We start from the raw sequence: 24,034 nt of genomic DNA, 5'->3' as shown, positions 1-24,034 counted from the left end.
TGATGCTACGATTGTTAAAGCATTAGAACAAGTGAAAAAGAGTGGTCATGAGATTATATTTGCTTCTGCTCGACCAATTCGAGATTTATTACCAGTTATTCGAAATATCGAGTATGATGCGTTAATTGGGGGAAATGGCTCGATTATTTCCAAAGATGGGAAAATAAAGGTAACCGGTTCTATCAATAAAAGCAGTTACCAACGAATTCGGCAGCTTATTCAACAGTATCAATTAGATTATATCGTGGATGACAGTTGGAATTATTCTGCAAAGGTTTCTGACGAACAACCAATCTATCGTCAGCTAGACCCCAGTCAGTTAGCTCAAAATATAAATATGATAACCATCGATCAGCCGATTAAAATTATTTTGCTCGCCATTCCAGCACAATTTTATCCTATTATTTATCAAGAACTACAGCTGGATGAAACTGTATCTGTGATTACGCATACCCAAGAAGGAAACATAGATATTACTGCTAAAGGAATCAATAAATTTACCACTTTGCAAAATTATTTTTCAACTGTTGAATATATTGCATTTGGAAATGATAGTAATGATGTAGAACTATTAGTCCATGCTGAAAAAAGTTATTTTATTGGGTCTGAAGTCTTTGCCAATCAATTAAGTTTGACTAGTAGTCAAGTCTTGTCAAAAGATAATAATCAAATTGCTAAATTGATTGAAAAACTGTGCCAGTAAATCTATTTTTACTAGCATTTTTCTTTAAAAAATATTGACAAGTTTTGTTATTTTGGGTATGCTAATACTTGTGTTAAATACTAAGCCGCCTTAGCTCAGTTGGTAGAGCACCACCATGGTAAGGTGGGGGTCGCCGGTTCAAGCCCGGCAGGTGGCTTTCATTTGGACTCATAAAACCTATTTTAATAGGCTTTATGAGTTTTTTTGTGCCAAATTTTATGTTTAAATTACAATTATATGAGCGTAGGTTTTCATCATTACTGATAGGAGTATACAACACTAAAATATATGCCTAATTTATCTTTCTCGCTATTTTTTATCTAAATAATTTTGTTATAACCGCTGAAAGCATACCTTCTTTGATTGATTGGAAACTAGCGATTCTTTGTTTAGTAGTTGTTGGTTATTAGGACACCTATTTTTATGAGATTTTTTCAAGTCTTGACCTAGGTCAAGGAGACATTGATTCAAACTTCGTATACTAAAAGTATCAAAACAGAAGGAGTGTTTTTCATGTCAGAATATGCAAAAATTTATGAAACAGGTGCGATTAATACCGGAGGACGGGATGGAGTAAGCTATTTGTCTGATGGTTCTTATGAGGTGAAAATTGCGACACCTAAAGATATGGGAGGAACTGGAGCTGGGCAAAATCCTGAACAATTATTTGCGTTAGGATATGCGGCATGTTTCCATGGTGCATTGGAGATAGTTAAAGGACAACATAAAATACGCAATAAATCACAAGTTTTTCATACGGTTTCTTTATTCAAAAAAACAGATGCGGCTGATTTTAAATTAGAAGTAGCTATTCAAGTGGGGATTCAGGACTTTTCTTTAGAAGAAACGCAACAACTTGCAGATGAAGCACATGCCATTTGTCCATACTCAAAAGCATTGAACGGAAATATTGACATTTTTGTTCGTGCCACGGATTACGATGCAAGCAAAGAAAAATAAATTACCTGTACCGTTTAAGATGAATGTCATTTTAAACGGTATATTTTTGTTTTATGATATATACTAGAAGAAATAAATTGAAATGTAGGTGTTTGAATGACCGCAAAAATTGATTTTACGAAGTATCATCACTGCATTAGCACAATGCCCTTATTTCAAAATTTGCTGTTACAACAAATTGAATTAATTCAGAGTCATATTACAGAAAAAGAGTTTTCAATAGATGAATTTTTGTATCAAGCAGGAGAAAAATCAGAAGCATTATATTTAATACAAGAAGGACAAGTCAAAATTTATCGCATAGCAGCTTCAGGAAAAGAACAAATGATTCGAGTTTTGGAGCAAGGAGATTTTGTAGGAGAAATGTCGTTATTTAATGATCGTGTTTATGATAATTATGTTCAAGCAATGACGCCCACTAAAGTTTGTGTCATTAATCGTCATGATTTTAAAGAAGTGCTACTGACAAATCCACAAATTGCTTGGGAAATATTGACAGAACTATCAAATCGTTTAACGGATTCAGAGCAACAGACTACGCTAATCACCACTACAAGTGTACTTACTCGGTTAAGTAACTACCTGCTAACTGCTTATCACAAGCAACAAAACACACAGATTCATTTGGAAGCAACAAAGAAAACAATTGCCTCCTATTTAGGGATGTCTGCAGAATCTTTTAGTCGTGGTCTAACCAAATTAACCAAAAAACAAATTGTTTCTCAACCAGCTCCCAACAAAATTGAGCTACTAGCTATCGATGAATTAGAAAAATTAGCCAATGACGACTCGTTGTAATTTCCTAAGTGAAGTTACAACGAGTTTTAATATTTATAGATATCGAAAATTTCAATTCTTCCGAAGTACAATGGATTCAACTTCCAAAAAATAAGTAAAGATTATTAAAGAACATTTACTTTTATTGACAAATAGTAAGTTGAACAGGCATACTTATCGACATAATAATAAAAAATAAAGGGCTGATGACGATTAAAAAGAAAAAATTTTATTTCACAGTTCTTTCAGCAGGTGTCTTGATTGGCAGTACGATATGGATAACGCATACGTTACGTGAGGATCCTACAATTTTGGAAAACTATTCCGAAATGCTCCATCCGACAGCTTATGATGCGTTAGATTTGATTGATGTACCTTTAGAAAATCAATTGAAGAATAATCCATTAGAAAATGGTTGTGAAATTACAAGTCTTTCAATGCTACTACGTTACTATCGTTTTGATACAACTAAGAATCAGTTAGCTGAAATGCTTGATTATGTTCCTCTAGTATCTGAAAATGGTCTTTACGGTAATCCACATAAAGGCTTTGTTGGAAATATTGAAGCAGGATATGAATCAATGGGTGTAGGCGTAGAGCCTTTAGCAAAAGTAGCAGAAGAAGTTGTGGGAAGTGATTATCAGGTAGAAGTAAGTACGACAAAAGACTTTTCTGAGATAGAAGAAAAGGTGAATGCAGGCGTTCCTGTGTTAGTCATTACCACAGTTGACTTTGAAGTACCTACAGAGGAAGATTTATGGGAATGGCAGACAGAAGAGGGGCTGGTAACGGTTAGTCCATTATGTCATGCGGTGGTTATTACTGGTATCGAAGGAGATACAGTTTATGTAAATGATCCCTATGGTTATCGTCATCGAGAAGTTGATCGCGATGATTTTCAAATAATTTACGAAAAAATGGGTCAACAATCGTTGTATCTTGCATAAAGACAGGAGTTCGTAAATGAACTCCTGTCTTTTAAATTTTAGACTGTCCTAAAAGCAACGCATCTGACAACATAATGAAACGATTGTTCTTAATCCTCTGGTGATTTTTGAAGGAACGAGGATGAATTATTTTTAAAGGTGTTATTTTTAACGGAAAAACTTCTTTTTAAATTGTGTAAAGCGCTTTATGTCAACGTGAATCTTTTTTTATTTTAAAAGTTATTTAATAATCGCTAGTTTTTTAAACAAAATGTAAAACAGGGGTTGATTAATCGAAAAAAAATTGCTATTATACATTCATAGTCATTCCGGCATAGCTCAGTTGGTAGTAGCGCATGACTGTTAATCATGATGTCGTAGGTTCGAGTCCTACTGCCGGAGTCAAAAAGAACAAAAGTCATTTCGACTTTTGTTCTTTTTTTATTCCTCTACTCGAATTATTATTAACAATTTGTTTGATAGAATTTTTACTTATTATATTATATATATAAAGATATACTGGATATACAAGGATATCCTAAATGTGGTAATATTATGAGTATTCAAGAAAGAAAATTAAGAAAAGTTGGAAATTCAGTTATGATTGCTTTGTCAAAAGATTTCTTAGATAGTATTGGAGCAACTGTTGCCGATACAGTATATGTTGACGAAGACAAGCTGAAAGAAGCTCTTGTTAAGAAAACACAAAATGAAGAACAAAAAAAACTAGAAATGCTTATAGATAAGTCAATGCAGAAACATGGCGAACTATATAAAGCATTGGTGGACAAATGAGTATATACTACTTAACAGTTGATCAAATATCTCAAATGAATGCTTTTCAGATTTTAAATTATTCTCCAAATGAAAAAATGGGAATCAAGGATTTAAGTGCATTAGAAATGGCAGTGAATCAACCGTCACAAATTGTTTTTGGACAAGAATTATATCCATCAATTGAAGAAAAAGTTGCTATACTAATGATTAATCTAGTGAAAAAGTATCCTTTTTTTAATGGTAATGAGAGAACAGCAGTAATGGCAGCCGATGTATTTTTACAATTTAATGGATATGACATTTCTTTCGAGTTAGAAGAAGGAATTGAGTTGGTTGTTGATATAGCGACTTACGAAGCTGAAGAGTTCAATCATTTAAAGAATATCGTTACTAGAATCTTCAAAAGTAAAATGGATCAACAATTATAGAAATAAAATTTTAAAGATTTTATTTGATTGATAGATTAGCACAAGAAAGAAAAATTGTTTCAACAGTGATACAGTAGTCACTATTGAAACAATTTTTTCTTTCTTCATTTTTAGTTGATACTTTTTGAAATACAGCTCGAATTTTTGTCAGCTGGTCTAATAGGACTTTTACATGTGTTTTCATTATTATAATTCTCTTCCTACTAGGTTTCCTAAATCTTGAAGCTTAACAAATTACTGTGCACTTTGTGTCATCTTTAAACTATTTGTAGTAAAAGAGAAGCAAAATGAACAAAGAGGCTAGCGTTAAAAATCAGATTTTATCTTTATATAATCAAAATAAAGACATAATCACTATTTTTTAGGATTATACATGCTAGTTGACTCCCCTTTTGAAGGGAGGTTATTGCTCAATAATTCGTTGTAACTGTTGATAAGCATCCGCAGTTTTTTGTGGTTGTTTATTTGTATAATAATAATCTCGTGTAGGTGTTACAATGTGTAAAATTTGTTTTGTTTGATGATCGACATATAATGTGGCAGCCTTCCCATCAACGGTGAATTTACCAGTTGCGTAATTATTTGTCGCGCTGCCATATAGTTTTGTTATATTATTCGGTAATTTTTCTAACAATTCCACTTTTTCAATAGTATCTAGTGGGATGTCGGAAGTTGTGACAAAGGGGGCCTTTAGTTCAATGTTAGTCGCGGTTTGCTCATATTGAAATGGATTGGCAGTAAAGTCATACAAATAGGCTGGAACTAATGTAACTACGAAAGCTACGACGATGATAATACCAGTCAAGCCCATCAATAGTTTTCCTACGGGACGACCCAAATTCAGCCCCATGTTCATACCCATTCGGCTAGGAATAAACAAGCGAGGATCATTGGGATTGTAATATACGCCAAAGCGCCAATATTGATCGTCTCCTAGATAACGGTAACTAGGCACTTGTGCAAGCAATTGGTCTTGTTTTTTTCGTAAAGAATAGAGGTACCAAAAAGAAAAAATAGTCCAGCTAATAATTAAGAGGAAAAAGAAGGCCAATAAAATCATTTCCAGTGCAGGTGCAACGCTCAAACTAATTGCTGGGATAAATAATAATGGAATCAATACCCAACTAATGGAAACCATCATCAGCGACCAATGATGTTTAGTTAAATCATTATATTGCTGATTAATTGAACGGTTATCGGTTAAGGCGCGAACTGGTAATTTTCCGACGATTAACCAACTACCAAATGAAAGGAATAAAAAGACGCCACTGAGAATAATCATCAACCAACTAGCTTCAAAACGAGAAAGCACACTATAAATACTTCCTAAAATCCAAACAAGTAATGGTGGGAGTAACCACCAACCTGAAACCATTTTTTGATTTTTAACTAATACGAGTTGTGTATCGACTAATATGGGTTTTACGGGCATCAACCAATCATTTGCAATTAATAATTCTTGCATTTTTCGTACATAATGAACTTTACAAAAAAACAACGCAATCATACTACTGAATAAAAGAATCCAGAAAAAAGTTAAAAAAATTGATTCATAGGAAATAAAGATTAAACCAATACTTAAGAAACTAAAACCAGCTGCAATTTGCATTAAGCGATTTTTGTATTCCTGTGCTAAGTTACGAATTTGTGGAGCTGCTAAGTATTCTGTTGACATAGTATTTTCTAAAATAACTTGATTATGAGGCGTCCCGGATAATCGTAGGGTACAAGCTTGAATAATATTGACTAAGATTAAAATACCGATAAACATATAACTCATGATTCATCACATCCTTTTGAGTAAGTATTGAGATAGGTTTCGACATCGTGGAGAATTTTTTCTTTAGATTGTTGATGAAGATACCCTTCTGCTAACAACAGCGCTAAACGCTGTTCGTATATTTTTTTAGCACGTGCATCAAAGTTGCTTCTTTCTGTGACAATTGTACCGTTGCGGCGGTCAGTAATTAAATAGCCTTCTTCTTTTAAAAGATTGTATGCTTTGGAAACGGTCATGGGATTAACACCTAATTCATCCGCTAACATCCGCACAGAAGGAAGCAAGTCACCAGCTTTCAATTGCTGCTGCGCAATCCCTAAAATAATTTGATCACGTAACTGTTTGTAGATAGGTTCTTCTCCTAATGGATCAATTTCTAAAATCATTTTCCTCACCTCTTTGTATTACATGATATAATACAAATGATATAAAATCAAATTTTATTTATTGAAAAAATTGTTAAGTTATTTTGAACAATTGCAACAAAATTGCAACAATTATCCTGTATACTGAAATAAAGGAAAGAATTTTATAAAGGTAGGTGAAGTATGTGCCGACAAAAAGAAGAGATCCTTTTTTTGATAATGCTAAATTTTTATTAATGATTTTAGTTGTTTTTGGACATTTATTACAGCCCTTTATTGCTGAGGCAAAGTGGAGCAATGATCTGTACTTTACAATTTATACATTCCATATGCCAGCGTTCATTTTCATTTCAGGGTATTTTGCAAAATCGTTCGATTACAAAAAAGGACAACAGGTACGTATTAGTTTTCAAAAATTTATTTTGCCATATATTTTATTTCAATGGCTTTATTCATTATTTTATTGGCTGATTGGTACAAATGATTCCTTTTCGTTTCAATTACATGTACCAAATTGGTCACTGTGGTTTTTAATTAGTTCCTTTTTTTGGCAACTTTCATTGTATTTTTTCCAAAAAGTTTCGCCTAAAGTGGGAATTACCGTCAGCATTTTACTTAGTCTGTTAGTAGGGTATTTACCTTTTATCGGTCGTGAGTTAACGCTACAGCGCACGGTTGTTTTCTTACCATTTTTTGTGATGGGCTACTATTTACAAAATGACAGTGTGGAACGATTTGAAAAAATGAAAAATCGCAAGTGGTTGGCTTTAGCATTTGTAGGTGTTTATGGGTTAATTCATTGGATTGGACCTGTTAATAAATACATTTTCTTTGGTTCGAAACCTTATGAAGATTTCTTGAACTTTCCTGAGTGGGGCGCAATGGTGCGAATTGTGACCTTGGTATTAGGTTGTATAGGTATTTTGGCATTTTTTGCTTGTGTACCAACAAAAGAAACGTTTTATACTTCTTGTGGGAAATACACGATGGTTGCGTACCTCTTGCATGGCTTTTTTGTTCAAGGTGTGCGTGGCATTTCAGGGGATTTTATTCCATTCAACGGTCTAACATTAGTTTTAATTTTCTTAGCAAGTATCGGTTTAACCTACGTCTTGGCGAGTAAACCAGTGGGAGAAGCGTATGCTGGAATTGAACAACGAATGTTAGGAACGAATCGAAAAAGCAGATAGTATGACATCGGTTGTTTTTCTAAAATAGGAGGAGTAGAATAAACAGTAGAGTAAAGGAGATGTTAGTATGTCTGAAATTACCAAAGAATTAACGCAAAAATTTGCGTCAGACTTTAAAGACAATAAGAAACAACAGGCCTTACAACGTGGGGTCGTGAAAAATGGGATTCGTGCATCAGCTGAAAATGTCAGCGCACAAGTCAACAATGTCCCTGTATTTTCTGTAGATGTAAAAACAGGGAAAGTGGCTAATCAAAAACAATCTGGACGTTGTTGGATGTTTGCGGCATTGAATACATTCCGTCATAAAATGTTAAATCAATTTAATTTGAAAGAATTTGAACTCTCTCAAAACTATACTTTTTTCTGGGATAAATATGAGAAAGCCAATTATTTTTATGAAAATATTTTAGCGACTGCCAATCAAGAATTAACTAGTCGAAAAGTTGCTTTTTTATTACAAACGCCTCAACAAGATGGCGGTCAATGGGATATGATTGTTTCGATTTTCCAAAAATATGGTGTCGTGCCAAAAACAGCGATGCCAGAAAGTAACAGTTCGTCTAGTTCACGTGAGTTAAATACGTATTTAAATAAAAAATTACGTAAAGATGCGTCTGTGTTACGTCGTTTGGTGGCTGATGGGAAAACGTCAGAAGAAATTCAAACGATTAAAGCAACCCTGTTACAGGAAGTATATAACTTTTTAGCAATTTCGTTAGGAACACCGCCAGAAACATTCGATTTTGAATATCGCGATGACGAACAAGCCTATCACTTAGATCGTGGTTTAACGCCACAAAGTTTCTATGAAAAATATGTGGGCGTTAATTTAGACGATTATGTCAGCATTATCAATGCACCTACTACAGATAAACCTTACAATCAATCTTATACGGTAGAAATGTTAGGAAATGTCGTTGGTGGCAAAGAAGTAAAATACTTAAATGTCGATATGGAAATGTTTAAAAAACTAGCTATCGCCCAATTAGAACAAGGCGAATCAGTTTGGTTTGGTTGTGATGTCGGTCAATCATCCACACGCGATACAGGCATTATGTCTTTAGATGCGTATGATGTAAATGACTTGTTTGATGTTGACTTTGATATGACAAAAGCTGAACGTCTTGATTATGGTGAAAGTTTAATGACGCATGCGATGGTTTTAACTGGTGTAGACTTAGTTGATGGTCAACCAACTAAATGGAAAGTTGAAAATAGTTGGGGTGAAAAAGTTGGGGACAAAGGATTCTTTGTCGCAAGTGATGCCTGGATGGACGAGTATACGTATCAAATCGTAGTACGTAAAGATTTATTAACGGCAGAGCAACTAGCAGCCTTTGCAGCAGAGCCAACTGTTTTAGCCCCTTGGGATCCAATGGGCGCATTAGCATAAAGAAGAAAAGCAGTCGTGAGAACGGCTGCTTTTTATTTATGATACGAAATAATTTGTAATTTGGATCATGGATTGACTGGTACTAAAACTGCTAAAGGAGATTAAACATAAAAATGAACAATCTATTTGTGCGTGATAAAGTGTAGCAGTTGAGCAGCTTTTTATATAATTTCTTTGATAACTATATGTACTGCTTTTTTACAAAGGAATCAATTTTTCTAAAAAACTATTTGGAAATAATATGAATATAAGTTCATGTATTAGACAATCGTTTCTTGCTTCGATATAATAATAACGTCACTAATGATTCTCTCACACGCATTTTCATTAGAGTGAACTGTTGGAGAATGGTCACTAGGAACCTTTACTTCCGTTGACGGACTTGTCATTTTCGCGTGAAAAAACAAAGGAGGAACACAAATGACAAATCTGCTCACAGTATTAATTATTCTTATTTTTGCTGCTATTTTATATGTCTTTTATCGGATGCAAAAGAAACATGTCAAATTCTCGACTCGAGTATTTACTGGTTTATTTGCCGGAATTATTTTTGGAGGTGCCTTACAATTAATTTGGGGAACAGAAAGCCCGATTGTAACGCAATCACTTGATTGGATTAAATTAGTTGGTAATGGATATGTTGCTTTATTACAAATGTTAATCATGCCCTTAGTTTTTGTTTCAATTGTCAGTGCGTTTACACGCATGAAAGAAAGTGGCAAAATTGGTAAAATTAGCTTTACAGTATTAGCAACGTTATTAGGAACAACTGCTATTTCAGCGTTAATTGGAATTGTCATGGTAATGGTTTTCCAATTAGATGGAGCAACTTTTACAGAAGGTGCAGCTGAAACAGCACGTATTGCGGAAATTACGCAACGTCAAGCTGAAGTTCAAAATTTATCGATTCCACAACAAATTTTATCATTTATTCCACGTAATGTATTTGCTGATTTAGCAGGAACACGTGCAACAAGTACGATTGGCGTAGTTATATTTTCTGCGTTTGTCGGAGTTGCTTATCTAGGAATTAAACGCAAATCACCAAAAGAAGCTGAATTTTTCTTTAACTTAATGGAAAGCTTGTATAAAATTGTCATGCGTATTGTAACCCTAGTGTTACGTTTAACTCCATATGGTGTATTTGCATTAATGACGAACGTTTTAGCAACCAGTGATTTTAAAGCGATTGTTAACTTAGGCGTCTTTATCATTGCTTCGTATGCGGCTTTGATTTTAGTATTAATTGTTCATTCAATTATTTTAGCAAGTGTGAAAGTTAGTCCAATTACGTACTTCAAAAAAGCGTTCCCTGCTTTAAGTTTTGCGTTTACCTCACGTTCAAGTGCAGGTACATTACCAATGAACATTGAAACGCAACGTCGTGCATTAGGTGTGGATGAAGCGACCGCTAACTTTGCTGGAAGTTTTGGGATTTCAATTGGTCAAAATGGTTGTGCCGGTGTGTACCCAGCGATGTTGGCAACTATGGTGGCACCCACTGTCGGGATTAATATTTTTGATTGGCAATTTATCGTTATGTTAATTGCAATCGTGACAATTAGTTCTTTTGGCGTAGCTGGTGTCGGTGGTGGAGCAACCTTTGCTTCATTAATCGTATTAGGTGCAATGAACTTACCAGTAGCAATCGTTGGCTTAGTTATCTCTGTAGAACCATTAATTGATATGGCGCGTACCTTGGTGAACGTAAGTGATAGTATGGTCGCTGGTGTGGTAACAAGCTCTCGAATTAACGAATTAGATCGAAGCGTGTTAAATGATCCAAATGCTGTAATTAGCGGAAACGAATAATCAGAAGAGTGCGTGTGCTCTTCTTTTTTTTGTTAGGATTATGAACAAACAAGGAGGAATTGATTTGGCAACAAAATATATGACACCACATGATGTCGTCGCTTACGAATGTGATGTCAATGGAACTATGAAATTATCCACAATGATTGCTGTAGCGATTAAAGTTTCAGAAGAGCAAAGCAATCAATTAAATCGAGGATCAGATTTCGTTCAACAATTTGGATTGACCTGGATTGTTACAAATTATCAATTTTTTATTACTCGATTACCAAAAGCAGGCGAAAAAATTAATGTAACTACACAAGCACAAGAATACAATAAGTATTTCTGTTATCGACATTTTTGGATTACGACACAAGATGGCGAAGAATTAGTGCGTATAGAAACAATTTTTGCATTAATGAATCTTGAAACAAGAAAAATGAGTAGTGTACCTAGCGAAATTATCGAACCGTATGAAAGCGAGAAAATCACAAAAATTAAACGTTATCCTAAAATCGATAAAGTTGAACATGGAGTGAGTTTACCATTTCGTGTGCGTTTTTTTGATATTGATGGGAATCAGCACGTGAATAATTCGATTTATTTTAATTGGATGATGGATGTGTTGGGCTATGATTTTTTAACGTCGCATGTACCAACATATCTGAATATTCGTTTTGATAAAGAAGTCGAATATGGTAATGAAGTTGAAAGTCATTATGAAATTCTACAAGAAGAAGGCATCAAAAGTCGTCATGAAATTCGGATTGGCGATCAAACTTATTGTGAAGCGCTAATTGAATGGCAAACAAAAGCTTAAAAAACTAGCTGAACGCTAGAGAGTGAAAACCTGCTGGATTGCAGGAGTAGTCACCCTATCGTTCGGCTAGTTTACTTTTATCCAAAATTTGGTCACAATCCCGTTTTAATGTTCCATAAAATAATGGAATTCTTCTGAAGTGAGCTGACTATTTTTAGCAATCAACAATTTAATTCGGGCTTTTTGACTATTAATACTATTGCAAAAGATAACGCCCATCTTTTGTAATTCACTGCCGCCACCTTGGTAATCATAGACTGGTTCAGCAATCCCGTTAAAGCAACGTGATACCAAAACAACAGGGATTTGTTTTGCTAACATTTTTTGAAGAGGAGGTAACGTTTCAGGGGGTAAATTTCCTGCACCTAAGGCCTCGATGACTAGACCGTCAATATCGGTTTGAACAAGTCCTTCAAATAATTCACCATGCATTCCGGCATAGGCTTTTACGATGGGAATTAGCCCATCTACCTTAGAGACATCCCAATGTGGTGTTTCGACAAGTCGTTGCATAAATAAAATTCGATTTTTGCTCACGAGGCCGATGGGACCTAATGTGGGCGTTCGGAAAGTTGCAACATTGGTCGTGTGGGTTTTTGTAACATAACGTGCAGAATGAATTTCATCATTCATTACGACTAATACACCTTGATGAATGGCTTCAGGACAGGCAGCTACACGAATGGCACTTTCAAAATTGTAGAGACCATCACTGCCTAGTTCGTTACTTGAACGCATTGCGCCAGTAATTACGATGGGGAGGTGATTTCCAATAGTTGTATCTAAAAAGAAAGCTGTTTCTTCTAAAGTATCTGTTCCATGCGTAATGACAACACTATCAATTCCTGCCAGTTTAGCCGCTTGAATCCGTTCTTTAATTTTTAACATATGTGTTGGCGTAATGTGTGGACTTGGAAGATTGAAGATATCTTCCACGATTAATTCAACATCCTCAGGAACATTAATTGTAGCGTCCATTAAAGGATTTGCTACATCTGGACTGACACCACCAGTTAAGGCATCTTCTTTCATGGCAATCGTGCCACCAGTATGGAGAACAAGTATTTTTTTCATATAAAAACCTCGCTTTTTTGACATGCAGTCTCAGTGTATCGTAAAGCTTAAAAAAAGGAAATTAAAACCACCAAAGAAAGAACTGTTGCGAAATAAATAAATTCTCTTTATAATTACTTTAACTTTCAAAAAGTAGGTGAGAGCATGATTCGCATCGGTTGTACGAGTTTTAAAGAACATACATATTTAACTGGAAAAAAAGAAACCACCCTTTATGAATACGCCGGCTATTTTCCTTTAGTTGAAATGGATACAGGCTTTTATTTTATTCCTTCGCGTTCCAATATTGAAGGGTGGCTGAAGCAAGTACCTGAACAATTTCGTTTTATTGTAAAAGTACAAAAAGTATTCACAAAGCATCAAGAATTGGAAGAAGGACAGACGCTAACCGAGCTAGCTGAGCAATTGAAAAGCAATATGGCACCGATGCTTGAATCGGGTCGTTTGTTTTGTTTATTAGCACAATTTCCCGCCACTTTTAAATGTACTAGAGAAAATGTGGATTATCTGCGGATTTTACGGCAATTATTTCAAGACTGGCCGATTGCAATTGAGTTTCGAGACCGTAGTTGGTATGAAGAGAAGTATATTGAAGGAACGCGTAATTTTATGAAAAACCATCGTTTCTCGTTAGTTGTTGTTGATGAACCTAAAAAATTATCCACAACAGTTCCACTCGATCCGTATGTAACCAATGAGGACTTTACCTTTTTCCGTTTTCATGGTCGCAATGATATGGGGTGGACTGCTACCGGACCGGATGCTCAAAAAGTTCGGACCAATTATCGTTACAATGCCGAAGAACTGACTGAATTACAACGTGCAGTCGAATCAGCTAAAGAAAAAAGTAAAGAAATAGCTGTGATCTTTAATAATAATGCAGGTGGCGATGCAGCAGAAAATGCCATAGAATTCAAACGTCGCTTAGATTTAGATTATGACGAATTGAATCCCAGTCAGTTAGAGTTATTCTAATGATAGAAGAGGTAGGTGAATAGATGATTAAAGCGATATTTTTTGATATTGATGGTACGTTGATTTCTACTAACGGTACCATATTAGATAGTACGAAACGAGCAATTGCGCAAGCTCAAAAAAATGGTATTTTGTGTGGGGTTTCTACTGGACGTGGACCAGAAAGTGTGGAGCGAATTGTTCGCGAATTGAATTTAGATATGTTTATTACATATAATGGTCAGCTGGTTTATACGAAAGATCAAACGATTTATGCACGCCCTTTTGAAAAAGCGGTGGTTGATGAAATTGTGGCGTATGCCGATAGAAATTCACGTCAATTAATGTTAGGCGGTCGATATCATATGGAAGGCAGTTTGACGATGCGTATCGGCCAATCAGGCTTTGTCCGTCGCATGATTCGTTTTGTCCCACGTTGGTTTCCGATTCGAGGGATGAAACTAGCATTACAGCGATACAGTCCGAATCGCCGTTCAAATCGGTATTCAAAGTTGGCAATTTTGAACGAGCCGATTTACCAATGTGTGATGCTAAGTGGTGAGTATGAGGTAGAAAAATTTCAACAAGCTTTTCCTCATTGTGATTTACAACGTTCTAATCCGTATACAGTAGATATCGTACCCAAGGGGGGATCAAAACTGCGTGGGATTCAATTTTTCTTAGCACATACAGGTATTGAATTGGCAGAAGCGATGGTTTTTGGTGATCATTGGAATGATATTGAGATGATTAAAGGAGTTGGAATTGGCGTTTCTATGGGCAATGGGAAGGAAGAGACGAAACAAGCCGCTGATTTTGTAACAGCGAGTAATAATGAAGATGGTATTGAAAAAGCATTACGTCATTTTCAGTTAATTTAGGAGGAATCATGAAACCATTTGAAATGACAGAAGAATTTCACCGCACATTTGATGCAAGGCAACCAGCTGTTCCTACGGCATTTAGTAAAGAAGATGCATTGCACCGAGCAGGATTTAAAGCAGAAGAGCTGGTTGAATTTTTATATGCAGCTAGTGAGAATAGTCCAGAACTTTTCTCAAACTTAGTGGATGGACTCCATCAAGCAGTGGACCAAGCCCAAGAAAAGGTCTTAAAAAAAGAAAAAATTGTTGAGCCTTTAGTGGATCAAGTGGATGCGTTAATCGATGTATTATACTTCACGTATGGTTCCTTTTCATTGTTAGGTGTCGATCCTGAACCAATTATGGAAATTGTCCATCAAGCTAATATGGGGAAATTATTTCCTGATGGTAAACCTCGTTACGACCCAGTAACCAATAAGGTGTTAAAACCAGATAACTGGGAAGCGGACTATGCACCAGAAGCTAAAATCAAAGCAGAAATCGAACGACAACAGGTAATAAAAGAAAATCAGCGTCCTCAATAAGAAGGCGCTGATTTTTTATTTATTCAAAGAATGTGTAATACAACGTACGAATAGCATCGCGTTCACGATCTTTATGAATCCCAAACATAATACTTACTTCTGAAGAACCTTGGTTAATCATGTCGATACTAATTTTCTTTCTTGCTAAGGCAGCCGCACTTTCAGCCATTGTCCCAACGCGGTGTTTCATTCCTTCACCAACGACGACAACCATTGATAAGTCATGAGTAATGCGTAATTCATCAGGATCGATTTCATAAGCAATTTTACGTAATAATTCTTCTTCTAAATATGGATTTAATTGACTTGCACGTAAGATAACTGAAATATCATCAATTCCTGAAGGCATGTGTTCATAATTCAAACCAAATTCTTTGAAAATTTGTAACACACGTAAAGTGAAACCAACTTCACGGTTCATTAAATATTTACTGATATAAATCATGCTGAAGCCTTCGTCACTAGCAATACCAACCACTGGATTTTCTAAATCGGAACGTTCATTGGTAATTAAGGTTCCTGGATGTGAGGGGTTGTTTGTATTTTTGATGACCACTGGAATTTTTGCACGGTAAGAAGGCATCAAAGCTTCTTCATGGAAGACACTAAAACCAGCGTAAGCTAATTCACGCATTTCGCGATAAGTTAATTGCGTAATTGATTCTGGTTGATGAATATAGCCTGGATGAGCGGCAAAAATACCATCCACATCCGTAAAGTTTTCATATAAATCAACTTTTAATCCTGCGGCAACAATCGCCCCAGAAATATCTGAACCTCCACGAGAGAAGGTACAAACGTCGCCGTTTTCTGTATAACCAAAGAAACCAGGAACGACTAAAATTTCTTCACTATTTCGCCATTGATAAATGGCAGTATAAGATTTTGTCAAAATGCGGGCATTTTGTGGTTCATCAGACACAATCATCCCCAATTCTTTGGGGTTAACATAACGAGCTGCTAAGCCTTCCGCTTGTAAAATACCAGCAATTAATTTTGCATTGTTATCTTCACCACTAGCTAAGACAGTATCATAAAAATGCGGATTGTTTTCAACCGGCATATCAACTAAACTTTCTAAATCTTTATGGATTTGTTTTAACGTTTCTTCATTAATACCAAAGGCAGTCCCGATTTCTTGATAGCGTTCAAAAATGGCTTGAATGACTGCATCTGTATTTTCATCTGCTAGACGTTTTTGATATAACTTAACCAACAAGTCAGTGACCTTAATGTCTTCCGAGTAACGTTTACCCGGTGCTGAAACGACGATAAACCGACGTGCAGAATCAGCTTTAATAATGTTAATAACCTTTTTTAATTGTTCCGACGATGCGAGGGAACTTCCTCCAAATTTTGCTACTTTCATGGCATTACTCCTAAATTCATGTTTTATATAGATTACAGTTTCAAAGAAAAGAAATCAAGCTTTTTTGTTTCAGAAAAAAAGTTGTGATTTTTTTAAGGGTTCTTAGTGATTGCTGTTTGTCTTTATGCTATAATTCAACTTAGATGTCTTTTGGCAAAAGAAAATGGGTGGTTCTTAATATCGTTTATAAATTTTGTGAGTCATCACGAATTGGCAAAAGTGGAACTTGGGAAATTGGAGGAACCTTAAATGGGAAGTAATTTAATCATTGGAATCGTCATTGCCATCATCGTTGTCGCAGCAGGTTTGTATGGAGCCGGTTTCTACATGCGGAAAAAGAATCAAGAAAAACTCGATCAGTTAGAAAAACGGAAAGAGTCCTTATTCGATTTACCGATTATTGAAGAAATCGACGAAATCAAAAAAATGCATTTAGTCGGCCAAAGTCAAAATACTTTTAGAGATTGGAACCAAAAATGGGCGGATATTTCAACACGTTCATTTTCAGAATTAGAGGGACAAATCTTTGAAGTAGAGAACTTGAACGAGACCTTCCGATTTTTTAAAGCACAAGCAGCCGTGTCAGAAGCAGAAGCAACCATGAACATTATGGAACAGGAAGTCCAACGTATCCGTGATGGGTTAAAAGAACTACGTGAGAGTGAAGAACGAAACTCTTTACAAGTTCAAAAAGCCCTAGATGTGTACGAAGAGTTAAAACAAAAACTTCGTGAGAACGGCGAAGCATTTGGTCCTGCTTATCCAGAAGTTCAAAAACAAATCAAAAGCATCGAAAATGAGTTCACGCAATTTGTGACATTAAATACGTCAGGAGATCCTGTAGAGGCCCGTGAAGTATTAGCGTCAGCCGAAAAGAATACGTATGAAGTAGAAGACTTAATGAATCGGGTACCAGTCGTTTTTGAAGAGCTGAACAAAGTATTCCCTTCACAACTGAAGGAAATTTCAGACAGCTACAAAAAAATGATTAACGACCACTATGTTTTCCCAGAAGAAAACTTCCAAGGAGACATCCAACGTGTCGAAAGACGAGTGGAAAATTCATTAGAAGACTTAACAAAAGTTGAAGTAGAAGTTGTTGAAATTGCCAATCGTACAACAGCAGAAGAAATTGATGGTCTATACGATGTATTAGAACGTGAAATCGAAGCAAGAAGATATGTGATGAAGAATGCTAAAGTTCTTACAGATTATATCGAACATGCTACTCGAAATAACCGTCAATTATTAATCGAATTAGATCATACTTCTCAAAGCTATGCGTTAAATCATAATGAATTAGGTCGTGCTCGTGGTTTCCAAACAGAAATCGAAGAAATTGCTCGACGCAATGAAAACATTGCGCCACAATTGGACAAAAACGAGATTCCTTATTCAGAACTACAAAACTTCTACAAAGATGCGTTTAAAATCTTAGATGACGTAGAAAGTCAACAAGTTGAAATTGATGATGCTCTTCGTGAATTACGTAAAGGCGAAAAAATTGCACAGGATAAAATCGACACATTCGAATTTAAATTGCGCAACTTAAAACGTTTTGTTGAAAAACAACGTCTGCCAGGTTTACCAGGAGAATATTTAGAATTCTTCTTCATGGCAACGGATCGTATTGAAGAATTATCAAAAGCGTTGAACAAAATTCGTGTGGATATGGAAGAAGTTAATAAATTAGTTGCTATCTGTGAAGAAGACTTAGAATTGCTTGATGAACGTACGCATGACTTAGTCGATGCTGCAGCCTTAACGGAACAAATGATGCAATACGCAAATCGTTATCGTCATTCACATCCTGAAGTAAAAGCTTCTATCGATCGTTCATTAGAATTATTTACGAACGAATATCGTTACCAAGATGCCTTGGATGAAATTGGCACGGCTTTAGAACGTGTTGAACCAGGCGCTTTCAAACGAATTGAAGATTTTTATTTCAACAATCGAGATTTAGTTTAATCAAAACAGCATTTGATGAAAATCAGATGCTGTTTTTCTTTTACAACCTTTTCAACTTGAAAGCAGAGATAGTAGCCGTTATAATAGGAAAGAATTTCAAATAGAGAGGATCATTGAACATGATTTATTTTGATAATAGTGCCACCACTCCGATTTTCCCTCAAGCATTAGATACATATTTAAAAACAAGCCAGCGAATTATCGGTAATCCATCAAGTTTGCATGATTTAGGGAACCAAGCCAACCGTTTACTGCAACAGGCCCGCAAACAAATTGCCGACCAGCTGAATGTGTCACCCAAAGAAATCTTTTTTACAAGTGGCGGAACAGAAGGAGACAACTGGGTTTTAAAAGGCACAGCTATTGAAAAAAGAGACTTTGGAAATCATTTGATTATTTCAAGTATTGAACATCCTGCGGTGAGTGAAACTGCTGCGCAATTGAAGGAACTGGGATTTGAGGTAAGTATTGCTCCAGTTACGCCAGAAGGTTTTGTTGATGTGGCAGCGTTAGAAAAATTAATTCGTAAAGAAACAATTTTAGTGTCTGTGATTGCTGTCAATAATGAAATTGGCTCAATCCAACCAATTCAAGAAATTAGTACAGTTTTAGAAAACTATCCTAAAATCCATTTCCATGTTGATGCTGTGCAAGCAATTACAAAAGTTGAGCAAAATCAATGGTTTACACCCCGTATCGATTTTGCGACTTTTTCTGCGCATAAATTTCATGGACCTCGTGGTGTCGGTTTTATTTACTGGCGTGAAGGCCGCAAGTTAGCTCCTTTAATGAACGGTGGCGGACAGGAAAGTAATCATCGTAGTGGGACTGAAAATGTTCCAGCAATTGTTGCAATGGCACGAGCATTGCGTTTAGCATTTGAGAAAAAAGTTGAAAAACCAGAACATGTTGCGCGTTTAAAAGGTTATTTATTAGAGGCGTTGCACTCGTATGAAAAAGTAACGGTCTTTTCAAAAGAGATAGACTTCGCCCCGCATATTATTTGTTTTTCATTGAAAGACATCCGTGGGGAAGTTTTAGTTCATGCCTTAGAAGAAAAGCAAATTTATACATCAACCACCAGTGCTTGTTCAAGTAAAAAACATCTAGCTTCCAGCACGCTTCACGCAATGAATGTTCCTAGTTCATTAGCCACTTCAGCGATTCGTATTAGTTTAGATGAAAGCAATACAATGGCAGAAGTGGAACAGTTTTTAATTGTATTTAATCAACTGTATCAAAAATTTTCAAAAATTAATTAAGGAGTTTTAACGTGAAATATACAGAAATTATGGTTCGTTATGGCGAACTTTCAACTAAAGGAAAAAACCGTCATGTTTTTATCGCGCGTTTAGCATCGAACGTAAAAAAAGCATTAATTGACTTTCCTCATGTCCGCGTGCATGCTGATCGTGATCGTATGCATTTACTTTTAAACGGCGAAGATAGTGATATTATTATCCCTAAATTACAAAAAGTATTTGGGATTCAAAATTTTTCGCCAAGTATTCGTGTTGAAAAAGATGTCGAAGTGATAAAAGCGATGGCACAAGATATGATGCGTGAAGTTTATACAGGAAAAGAAACGTTTAAAATCACCGCTAAACGTAGTGATCATGACTTCATCCAAACAAGTGGAGAATTGAATTTAACGCTAGGAAATGCAGTTATTGATGTTTTCCCAGAGATTAAAGCCCAAATGAAAAATCCTGATATCAATTTACGAGTGGAAATTCGTCGGGACGGTGCGTATTTATCATATGAAACGATTCAAGGTGCTGGCGGTTTACCTGTGGGTACAGGTGGTAAAGGTATGTTAATGTTATCTGGAGGAATTGATTCACCAGTTGCTGGTTATTTTGCCATGAAACGTGGTGTTGAAATCGAAGCTGTTCATTTTGCAAGTCCACCATATACGAGTGAGCAAGCATTACAAAAAGCCAAAGATTTAACTGCTAAACTCGCGCCTTATGCAGGTAGTATTCACTTTATTGAAGTTCCATTTACAGAAGTTCAAGAAGAAATTAAGAAAAAGGTTCCTCAAGGGTATTGGATGACGATTACGCGTCGTATGATGCTACGTTTAACCGATGCGGTACGTGAATTGCGTAAAGGATTAATCATTTTAAATGGAGAATCTTTAGGACAGGTCGCTTCACAAACCCTTCAAAGTATGGTTGCTATTAACGAAGTATCAAATACACCAATCATTCGTCCCGTAGCTACGATGGATAAGTTAGAAATTATTGAAGTGGCACAACAAATTGATACCTTTGAATTGGCGATTCAGCCATTTGAAGACTGCTGCACAATTTTCGCTCCACCGCAACCGAAAACACGTCCTCGTTTAGATAAAGTTCATCATTATGAAGAACGATTGGATATTGAAGGAATGATGGAACGTGCGCTAGCTGGCTTGAAGGTGGAAGAGATTACGCCTGAATCTGCTGAACAAGCGGATGAGTTTACTGATTTCTTATAAAATAACTACAAGAGACTTTTCACGAAGTCTCTTGTTTTTTTTAGAAGAACTTGACTAATGCTTGCACAACAACACATTGCATGGTAAACTTTTTATGTGAATACCTTAACAAAAAGGAGTTGGCATAGTGAAAGAGTATAAAAATAAAAAATTACCGCGCGCCACAGCAAAGCGTCTACCGTTGTATTTACGTAATTTAAAAATACTTGAGACAACTGGAGTTACTCGCATTAAATCAAAAGATTTCTCAGAAATTACACAGGTTCCTGCAGCGACAATTCGTCGTGATTTTTCTTATTTAGGAGAGTTAGGAAGAAGTGGTTATGGGTATGATGTTTCTTATCTAATTGATGTATTTAGTGATATTTTAGCAGCAGATGATGAAAAGCGAATTGCTTTAGTTGGTTTTGGAAATTTAGGAAAAGCTTTGGCTAAGAATAACTTTCGTCGCAATGATAATCTTGAAATCACATGTGTATTTGATAACAATCCTGAACTAATTGGTACAACAGTTGATGGTTTCTATATTTATGGAATGGATGAATTTAAGACAATTACTGAAAAAAATGGAGTGACGGTTGCTATTTCAACCGTTCCAAGTCAACATTCACAAGAAGCAATCGATACGATTGTTGAAGCAGGTATTACCGCTATTTTAAACTTCGCACCCGATCGCGTAACGGTGCCTAAAAATGTTAATATGCGCTATATTGACTTAACGACTGAGTTATTAACATTAATTTTCTTTGATAGCCATTATCAAAATCGTCCGTTAGTGGTAACTTCATAGGCAGATATTTTTGTAAAAATTCTATACTCCTTTATACTGAATTAGAAAGTTATTAAAGGAGTGGGAAGAATGAATATTACCCGTAAAGGTGAAGTACTAGAAGTACCTGGCACACAATTAAAGACTGGCGACAAGGCAGCAGATTTTTCATTGAAAGATTTAGGTGACAAGCAATATACCTTACAAAATTTTGCTGGTAAGCCAACGATTCTGTCGGTTGTTCCAGATATCGATACACGTATATGTGCGCTTCAAACAAAACGTTTCAACATCGAAGCAAGTCAAATTGAAGGCATCAATTTTGCGACGATTTCAAACAATACAAAAGAAGAACAAGCCAACTGGTGTGGTCAAGAAGGTGTGGAAATGGTTATGTTACATGATCCTGAAAACACATTTGGAGAAAGCTATAGTATTTTAATCCCAGAATTAAATCGTTATGCGCGTGTGATTTATGTGCTTGATCAAGAAGGCGTTATTCGCTATGAAGAAATTGTTCCTGAAATGGCGCAAGAGCCCGACTACGAAAAAGCACTTGCTGCTGCAAAAGCGTTAGTGTAAGTTGACTTTCAAAAAACTTCATTGTAGAATGAGTCCAGACGTAGAACAAGAGGAGTAGCTAGCGAACTGTTTTTAGAGAGAAAATCGTAGGGTGGAAGATTTTCAACAGCAACTAGTGAAGGTAGCTTGGGAGTTTTTGATTTGAAAGCAGAGTAGAATCAAACGATTAGTGACCGTTAATTCACTGTTGAGAGGTAGAAAATTTTCTACAATTTAGGTGGTACCGCGTAAATTTTACGTCCTAAGATGTGAGACATCTTAGGACGTTTTTATTTTGTAAAAAATTCAATCCACAGAAATGAGTGTGAACATTATGGCATTAAAATTTGCAAAACGTGTAGCAGACATTCAATCTTCAGAGGTCCGTGAATTATTAAAACTAACTGAACAACCAGATTTTATTTCATTTGCGGGTGGTTTGCCAGCACCAGAATTATTCCCTGTGGACGAAATTAAAAAAGTGAATGAAGTATTGCTAGAAAAAGATGGACAAGCTGCCTTGCAATACAGTACAACAGAAGGTTTTGAGCCTTTGCGTGAATGGATTGCTATTCGGATGAACCAACGCTTACAAACTAATTTTAACAAAGGCAACATTTTAATTACGAGTGGTTCGCAACAAGCGATTGATTTAACAGGAAAGATTTTTCTTGATGAGGGAGACATAGTATTTTGCGAAAGCCCTACTTACTTGGCTGCCTTAAATGCGTTTCGAGCGTATGGATGTGAATTTGTTGAAGTTGCTACTGATGAACAAGGGATGATGATGGAAGATTTAGAAGCTAAAATCGAGCAGTATCCACATGCCAAATTAATTTATGTCATTCCGGAATTTCAAAATCCAACGGGGTTAAGTTGGGGATTAGAACGTCGTCAACAATTAGCCAAACTATCTGCAGAACATCAAATCCCAGTTTTAGAAGATAATCCTTATGGTGAGTTACGCTTTGAAGGAGAAGCGTTTCCGTCTATTCGTCATTTTGATCAAGCAGGAACAGTTATCTGTACAGGAACATTTTCTAAAATTTTCTGCCCAGGATATCGGATTGGTTGGTTAGCTGCCGACGAAGAGATTTTACAACGGTACACAATTATGAAACAAGGAACAGATTTACACAGTAACACCAAAGCTCAACGGGAAATTGCCACTTATTTAGAGCTCTATGACATTGACACACACATTCATAAAATCCTTGAATTATATCGTCAACGCCGTGATACGATGCTCAGGAAATTGACGGAAGTCTTTCCGAAAGAAGTGCAATTCACTCGTCCAGAAGGTGGACTATTTGTTTGGGTGACTTTACCGGAACAGTTAGATGTCACACCGATTTTGCAAGATTGTCTAGCAGAAAAGGTTGCTTTTGTTAGTGGTGAAACCTTTTATCCAAACAGCAAAAAACGCAATACCTTCAGATTAAATTTTTCCAATATGCCAGAAGATAAAATCGAACTTGGCCTTGAAAAAATGGGACGCGTTTTACAAAAATATCTAGAAAACTAGGAGGA

General features: G+C 35.9%; 23 protein-coding genes, 2 tRNA genes and 1 other annotated feature (1 of these 26 running past the window's edge). Of the genes, 21 read left to right on the top strand and 4 right to left on the bottom strand.

Annotated elements, in window-relative coordinates; genetic code table 11:
- The 8 genes from AC4BC7_RS08510 to AC4BC7_RS08475 form a co-directional block, all read left to right on the top strand.
- Positions 1-703 carry the 3' portion of an HAD-IIB family hydrolase gene (locus AC4BC7_RS08510; protein WP_490502616.1) on the top strand. Its footprint begins 53 nt before the window's first position, so only the last 703 of its 756 coding nucleotides appear in the window; its start codon lies beyond the left edge, outside the window; it ends in the stop codon at positions 701-703.
- An 84-nt stretch (positions 704-787) separates the two neighbouring features.
- A tRNA-Thr gene (locus AC4BC7_RS08505) sits at positions 788-860 on the top strand.
- A gap of 356 nt (positions 861-1,216) precedes the next feature.
- Positions 1,217-1,663 carry an organic hydroperoxide resistance protein gene (locus AC4BC7_RS08500; RefSeq protein ID WP_490502615.1) on the top strand — a complete coding sequence of 149 codons (447 nt, stop codon included), beginning with the start codon at positions 1,217-1,219 and terminating at the stop codon, positions 1,661-1,663.
- Between the two features lie 96 nt (positions 1,664-1,759).
- Positions 1,760-2,461 carry a Crp/Fnr family transcriptional regulator gene (locus AC4BC7_RS08495; RefSeq protein WP_490502614.1) on the top strand — a complete coding sequence of 234 codons (702 nt, stop codon included), beginning with the start codon at positions 1,760-1,762 and terminating at the stop codon, positions 2,459-2,461.
- A gap of 251 nt (positions 2,462-2,712) precedes the next feature.
- Complete coding sequence (locus tag AC4BC7_RS08490; protein ID WP_490504422.1) at positions 2,713-3,387, top strand: C39 family peptidase; 675 nt, start codon at positions 2,713-2,715, stop codon at positions 3,385-3,387.
- A gap of 307 nt (positions 3,388-3,694) precedes the next feature.
- Positions 3,695-3,768, top strand: a tRNA-Asn gene (locus AC4BC7_RS08485).
- 153 nt (positions 3,769-3,921) lie between these two features.
- Entirely contained in the window at positions 3,922-4,161 is a 240-nt protein-coding gene (locus AC4BC7_RS08480; RefSeq protein ID WP_207941450.1) for an AbrB/MazE/SpoVT family DNA-binding domain-containing protein, read from the top strand.
- Positions 4,158-4,571, top strand: coding sequence for a type II toxin-antitoxin system death-on-curing family toxin (locus tag AC4BC7_RS08475; protein ID WP_490502613.1), 414 nt, complete (start codon positions 4,158-4,160; stop codon positions 4,569-4,571). The genes AC4BC7_RS08480 and AC4BC7_RS08475 overlap by 4 nt, the downstream gene beginning before the upstream one ends.
- A gap of 403 nt (positions 4,572-4,974) precedes the next feature.
- Here AC4BC7_RS08475 and AC4BC7_RS08470 read toward each other — a convergent pair whose 3' ends face one another.
- Together AC4BC7_RS08470 and AC4BC7_RS08465 are read right to left on the bottom strand one after the other, a co-directional pair.
- Positions 4,975-6,351, bottom strand: coding sequence for a PH domain-containing protein (locus AC4BC7_RS08470; RefSeq protein WP_490504388.1), 1,377 nt, complete (start codon positions 6,349-6,351; stop codon positions 4,975-4,977).
- Positions 6,348-6,737: a GntR family transcriptional regulator gene (locus AC4BC7_RS08465; RefSeq protein ID WP_207941447.1), complete on the bottom strand. Its 390-nt coding sequence runs from the start codon at positions 6,735-6,737 to the stop codon at positions 6,348-6,350. The genes AC4BC7_RS08470 and AC4BC7_RS08465 overlap by 4 nt, the downstream gene beginning before the upstream one ends.
- A gap of 164 nt (positions 6,738-6,901) precedes the next feature.
- Between AC4BC7_RS08465 and AC4BC7_RS08460 the strand changes: the two genes are divergently transcribed.
- The 4 genes from AC4BC7_RS08460 to AC4BC7_RS08445 all read left to right on the top strand — a co-directional run bounded on the left by AC4BC7_RS08460 (position 6,902) and on the right by AC4BC7_RS08445 (position 11,916).
- Positions 6,902-7,906, top strand: a complete 1,005-nt coding sequence (locus tag AC4BC7_RS08460) for an acyltransferase family protein (RefSeq protein ID WP_490504387.1) — start codon at positions 6,902-6,904, stop codon at positions 7,904-7,906.
- A gap of 67 nt (positions 7,907-7,973) precedes the next feature.
- Positions 7,974-9,302 carry a C1 family peptidase gene (locus AC4BC7_RS08455; RefSeq protein ID WP_490504385.1) on the top strand — a complete coding sequence of 443 codons (1,329 nt, stop codon included), beginning with the start codon at positions 7,974-7,976 and terminating at the stop codon, positions 9,300-9,302.
- Between the two features lie 420 nt (positions 9,303-9,722).
- On the top strand, positions 9,723-11,114 hold the full coding sequence (locus tag AC4BC7_RS08450) for an L-cystine transporter (RefSeq protein ID WP_207941444.1): 1,392 nt from the start codon (positions 9,723-9,725) through the stop codon (positions 11,112-11,114).
- A 64-nt stretch (positions 11,115-11,178) separates the two neighbouring features.
- Positions 11,179-11,916, top strand: coding sequence for an acyl-ACP thioesterase domain-containing protein (locus AC4BC7_RS08445; protein ID WP_490504384.1), 738 nt, complete (start codon positions 11,179-11,181; stop codon positions 11,914-11,916).
- A gap of 105 nt (positions 11,917-12,021) precedes the next feature.
- Here AC4BC7_RS08445 and AC4BC7_RS08440 read toward each other — a convergent pair whose 3' ends face one another.
- Entirely contained in the window at positions 12,022-12,990 is a 969-nt protein-coding gene (locus AC4BC7_RS08440; protein WP_207941442.1) for an asparaginase, read from the bottom strand.
- A 144-nt stretch (positions 12,991-13,134) separates the two neighbouring features.
- Here AC4BC7_RS08440 and AC4BC7_RS08435 point away from each other — a divergent pair, with 144 nt between their 5' ends.
- The 3 genes from AC4BC7_RS08435 to AC4BC7_RS08425 are packed head-to-tail and all read left to right on the top strand — an operon-like array spanning position 13,135 to position 15,352.
- On the top strand, positions 13,135-13,965 hold the full coding sequence (locus AC4BC7_RS08435) for a DUF72 domain-containing protein (protein WP_207941441.1): 831 nt from the start codon (positions 13,135-13,137) through the stop codon (positions 13,963-13,965).
- 23 nt (positions 13,966-13,988) lie between these two features.
- Positions 13,989-14,825, top strand: coding sequence for a Cof-type HAD-IIB family hydrolase (locus tag AC4BC7_RS08430; protein WP_207941440.1), 837 nt, complete (start codon positions 13,989-13,991; stop codon positions 14,823-14,825).
- Between the two features lie 8 nt (positions 14,826-14,833).
- Entirely contained in the window at positions 14,834-15,352 is a 519-nt protein-coding gene (locus AC4BC7_RS08425; RefSeq protein WP_490504383.1) for a pyrophosphohydrolase domain-containing protein, read from the top strand.
- A 19-nt stretch (positions 15,353-15,371) separates the two neighbouring features.
- On the opposite strand, the gene AC4BC7_RS08420 is transcribed toward AC4BC7_RS08425, so the two are convergent.
- Positions 15,372-16,721, bottom strand: a complete 1,350-nt coding sequence (locus AC4BC7_RS08420) for an aspartate kinase (protein ID WP_207941438.1) — start codon at positions 16,719-16,721, stop codon at positions 15,372-15,374.
- Positions 16,722-16,970: 249 nt separating this feature from the next.
- Between AC4BC7_RS08420 and AC4BC7_RS08415 the strand changes: the two genes are divergently transcribed.
- From AC4BC7_RS08415 to AC4BC7_RS08390, 6 genes are all read left to right on the top strand, one after another.
- Complete coding sequence (locus tag AC4BC7_RS08415; RefSeq protein ID WP_207941437.1) at positions 16,971-18,692, top strand: septation ring formation regulator EzrA; 1,722 nt, start codon at positions 16,971-16,973, stop codon at positions 18,690-18,692.
- A 119-nt stretch (positions 18,693-18,811) separates the two neighbouring features.
- A complete protein-coding gene (locus AC4BC7_RS08410; RefSeq protein ID WP_490504382.1) occupies positions 18,812-19,954 on the top strand; it encodes a cysteine desulfurase family protein in 1,143 nt (380 codons plus the stop codon).
- An 11-nt stretch (positions 19,955-19,965) separates the two neighbouring features.
- Positions 19,966-21,174: a tRNA uracil 4-sulfurtransferase ThiI gene (thiI, locus tag AC4BC7_RS08405; RefSeq protein WP_207941435.1), complete on the top strand. Its 1,209-nt coding sequence runs from the start codon at positions 19,966-19,968 to the stop codon at positions 21,172-21,174.
- Between the two features lie 127 nt (positions 21,175-21,301).
- Positions 21,302-21,964 carry a redox-sensing transcriptional repressor Rex gene (locus AC4BC7_RS08400; protein ID WP_207941434.1) on the top strand — a complete coding sequence of 221 codons (663 nt, stop codon included), beginning with the start codon at positions 21,302-21,304 and terminating at the stop codon, positions 21,962-21,964.
- A 69-nt stretch (positions 21,965-22,033) separates the two neighbouring features.
- Positions 22,034-22,525 carry a thiol peroxidase gene (tpx, locus tag AC4BC7_RS08395; protein ID WP_207941433.1) on the top strand — a complete coding sequence of 164 codons (492 nt, stop codon included), beginning with the start codon at positions 22,034-22,036 and terminating at the stop codon, positions 22,523-22,525.
- 32 nt (positions 22,526-22,557) lie between these two features.
- Positions 22,558-22,772: a binding site (T-box leader), on the top strand.
- Positions 22,773-22,838: 66 nt separating this feature from the next.
- On the top strand, positions 22,839-24,029 hold the full coding sequence (locus AC4BC7_RS08390) for an aminotransferase-like domain-containing protein (protein WP_490504381.1): 1,191 nt from the start codon (positions 22,839-22,841) through the stop codon (positions 24,027-24,029).
- The last annotated feature ends 5 nt before the right edge of the window (positions 24,030-24,034 follow it).

This window comes from Enterococcus sp. AMC1623 (assembly GCF_058216495.1).
Note: the sequence above shows the minus strand (reverse complement) of the source record. Positions and strands in the feature narration are given on the sequence as shown.

Excerpts from the sequence above, each read along its gene's own strand:
- AC4BC7_RS08500 (WP_490502615.1), top strand. The coding sequence starts at position 1,217 with ATGTCAGAATATGCAAAAATTTATGAAACAGGTGCGATTAATACCGGA.
- AC4BC7_RS08495 (WP_490502614.1), top strand. The coding sequence starts at position 1,760 with ATGACCGCAAAAATTGATTTTACGAAGTATCATCACTGCATTAGCACA.
- AC4BC7_RS08480 (WP_207941450.1), top strand. The coding sequence starts at position 3,922 with ATGAGTATTCAAGAAAGAAAATTAAGAAAAGTTGGAAATTCAGTTATG.
- AC4BC7_RS08475 (WP_490502613.1), top strand. The coding sequence starts at position 4,158 with ATGAGTATATACTACTTAACAGTTGATCAAATATCTCAAATGAATGCT.
- AC4BC7_RS08470 (WP_490504388.1), bottom strand. The coding sequence starts at position 6,351 with ATGAGTTATATGTTTATCGGTATTTTAATCTTAGTCAATATTATTCAA.
- AC4BC7_RS08465 (WP_207941447.1), bottom strand. The coding sequence starts at position 6,737 with ATGATTTTAGAAATTGATCCATTAGGAGAAGAACCTATCTACAAACAG.
- AC4BC7_RS08455 (WP_490504385.1), top strand. The coding sequence starts at position 7,974 with ATGTCTGAAATTACCAAAGAATTAACGCAAAAATTTGCGTCAGACTTT.
- AC4BC7_RS08450 (WP_207941444.1), top strand. The coding sequence starts at position 9,723 with ATGACAAATCTGCTCACAGTATTAATTATTCTTATTTTTGCTGCTATT.
- AC4BC7_RS08440 (WP_207941442.1), bottom strand. The coding sequence starts at position 12,990 with ATGAAAAAAATACTTGTTCTCCATACTGGTGGCACGATTGCCATGAAA.
- AC4BC7_RS08435 (WP_207941441.1), top strand. The coding sequence starts at position 13,135 with ATGATTCGCATCGGTTGTACGAGTTTTAAAGAACATACATATTTAACT.
- AC4BC7_RS08430 (WP_207941440.1), top strand. The coding sequence starts at position 13,989 with ATGATTAAAGCGATATTTTTTGATATTGATGGTACGTTGATTTCTACT.
- AC4BC7_RS08425 (WP_490504383.1), top strand. The coding sequence starts at position 14,834 with ATGAAACCATTTGAAATGACAGAAGAATTTCACCGCACATTTGATGCA.
- AC4BC7_RS08420 (WP_207941438.1), bottom strand. The coding sequence starts at position 16,721 with ATGAAAGTAGCAAAATTTGGAGGAAGTTCCCTCGCATCGTCGGAACAA.
- AC4BC7_RS08415 (WP_207941437.1), top strand. The coding sequence starts at position 16,971 with ATGGGAAGTAATTTAATCATTGGAATCGTCATTGCCATCATCGTTGTC.
- AC4BC7_RS08410 (WP_490504382.1), top strand. The coding sequence starts at position 18,812 with ATGATTTATTTTGATAATAGTGCCACCACTCCGATTTTCCCTCAAGCA.
- tpx (WP_207941433.1), top strand. The coding sequence starts at position 22,034 with ATGAATATTACCCGTAAAGGTGAAGTACTAGAAGTACCTGGCACACAA.
- AC4BC7_RS08390 (WP_490504381.1), top strand. The coding sequence starts at position 22,839 with ATGGCATTAAAATTTGCAAAACGTGTAGCAGACATTCAATCTTCAGAG.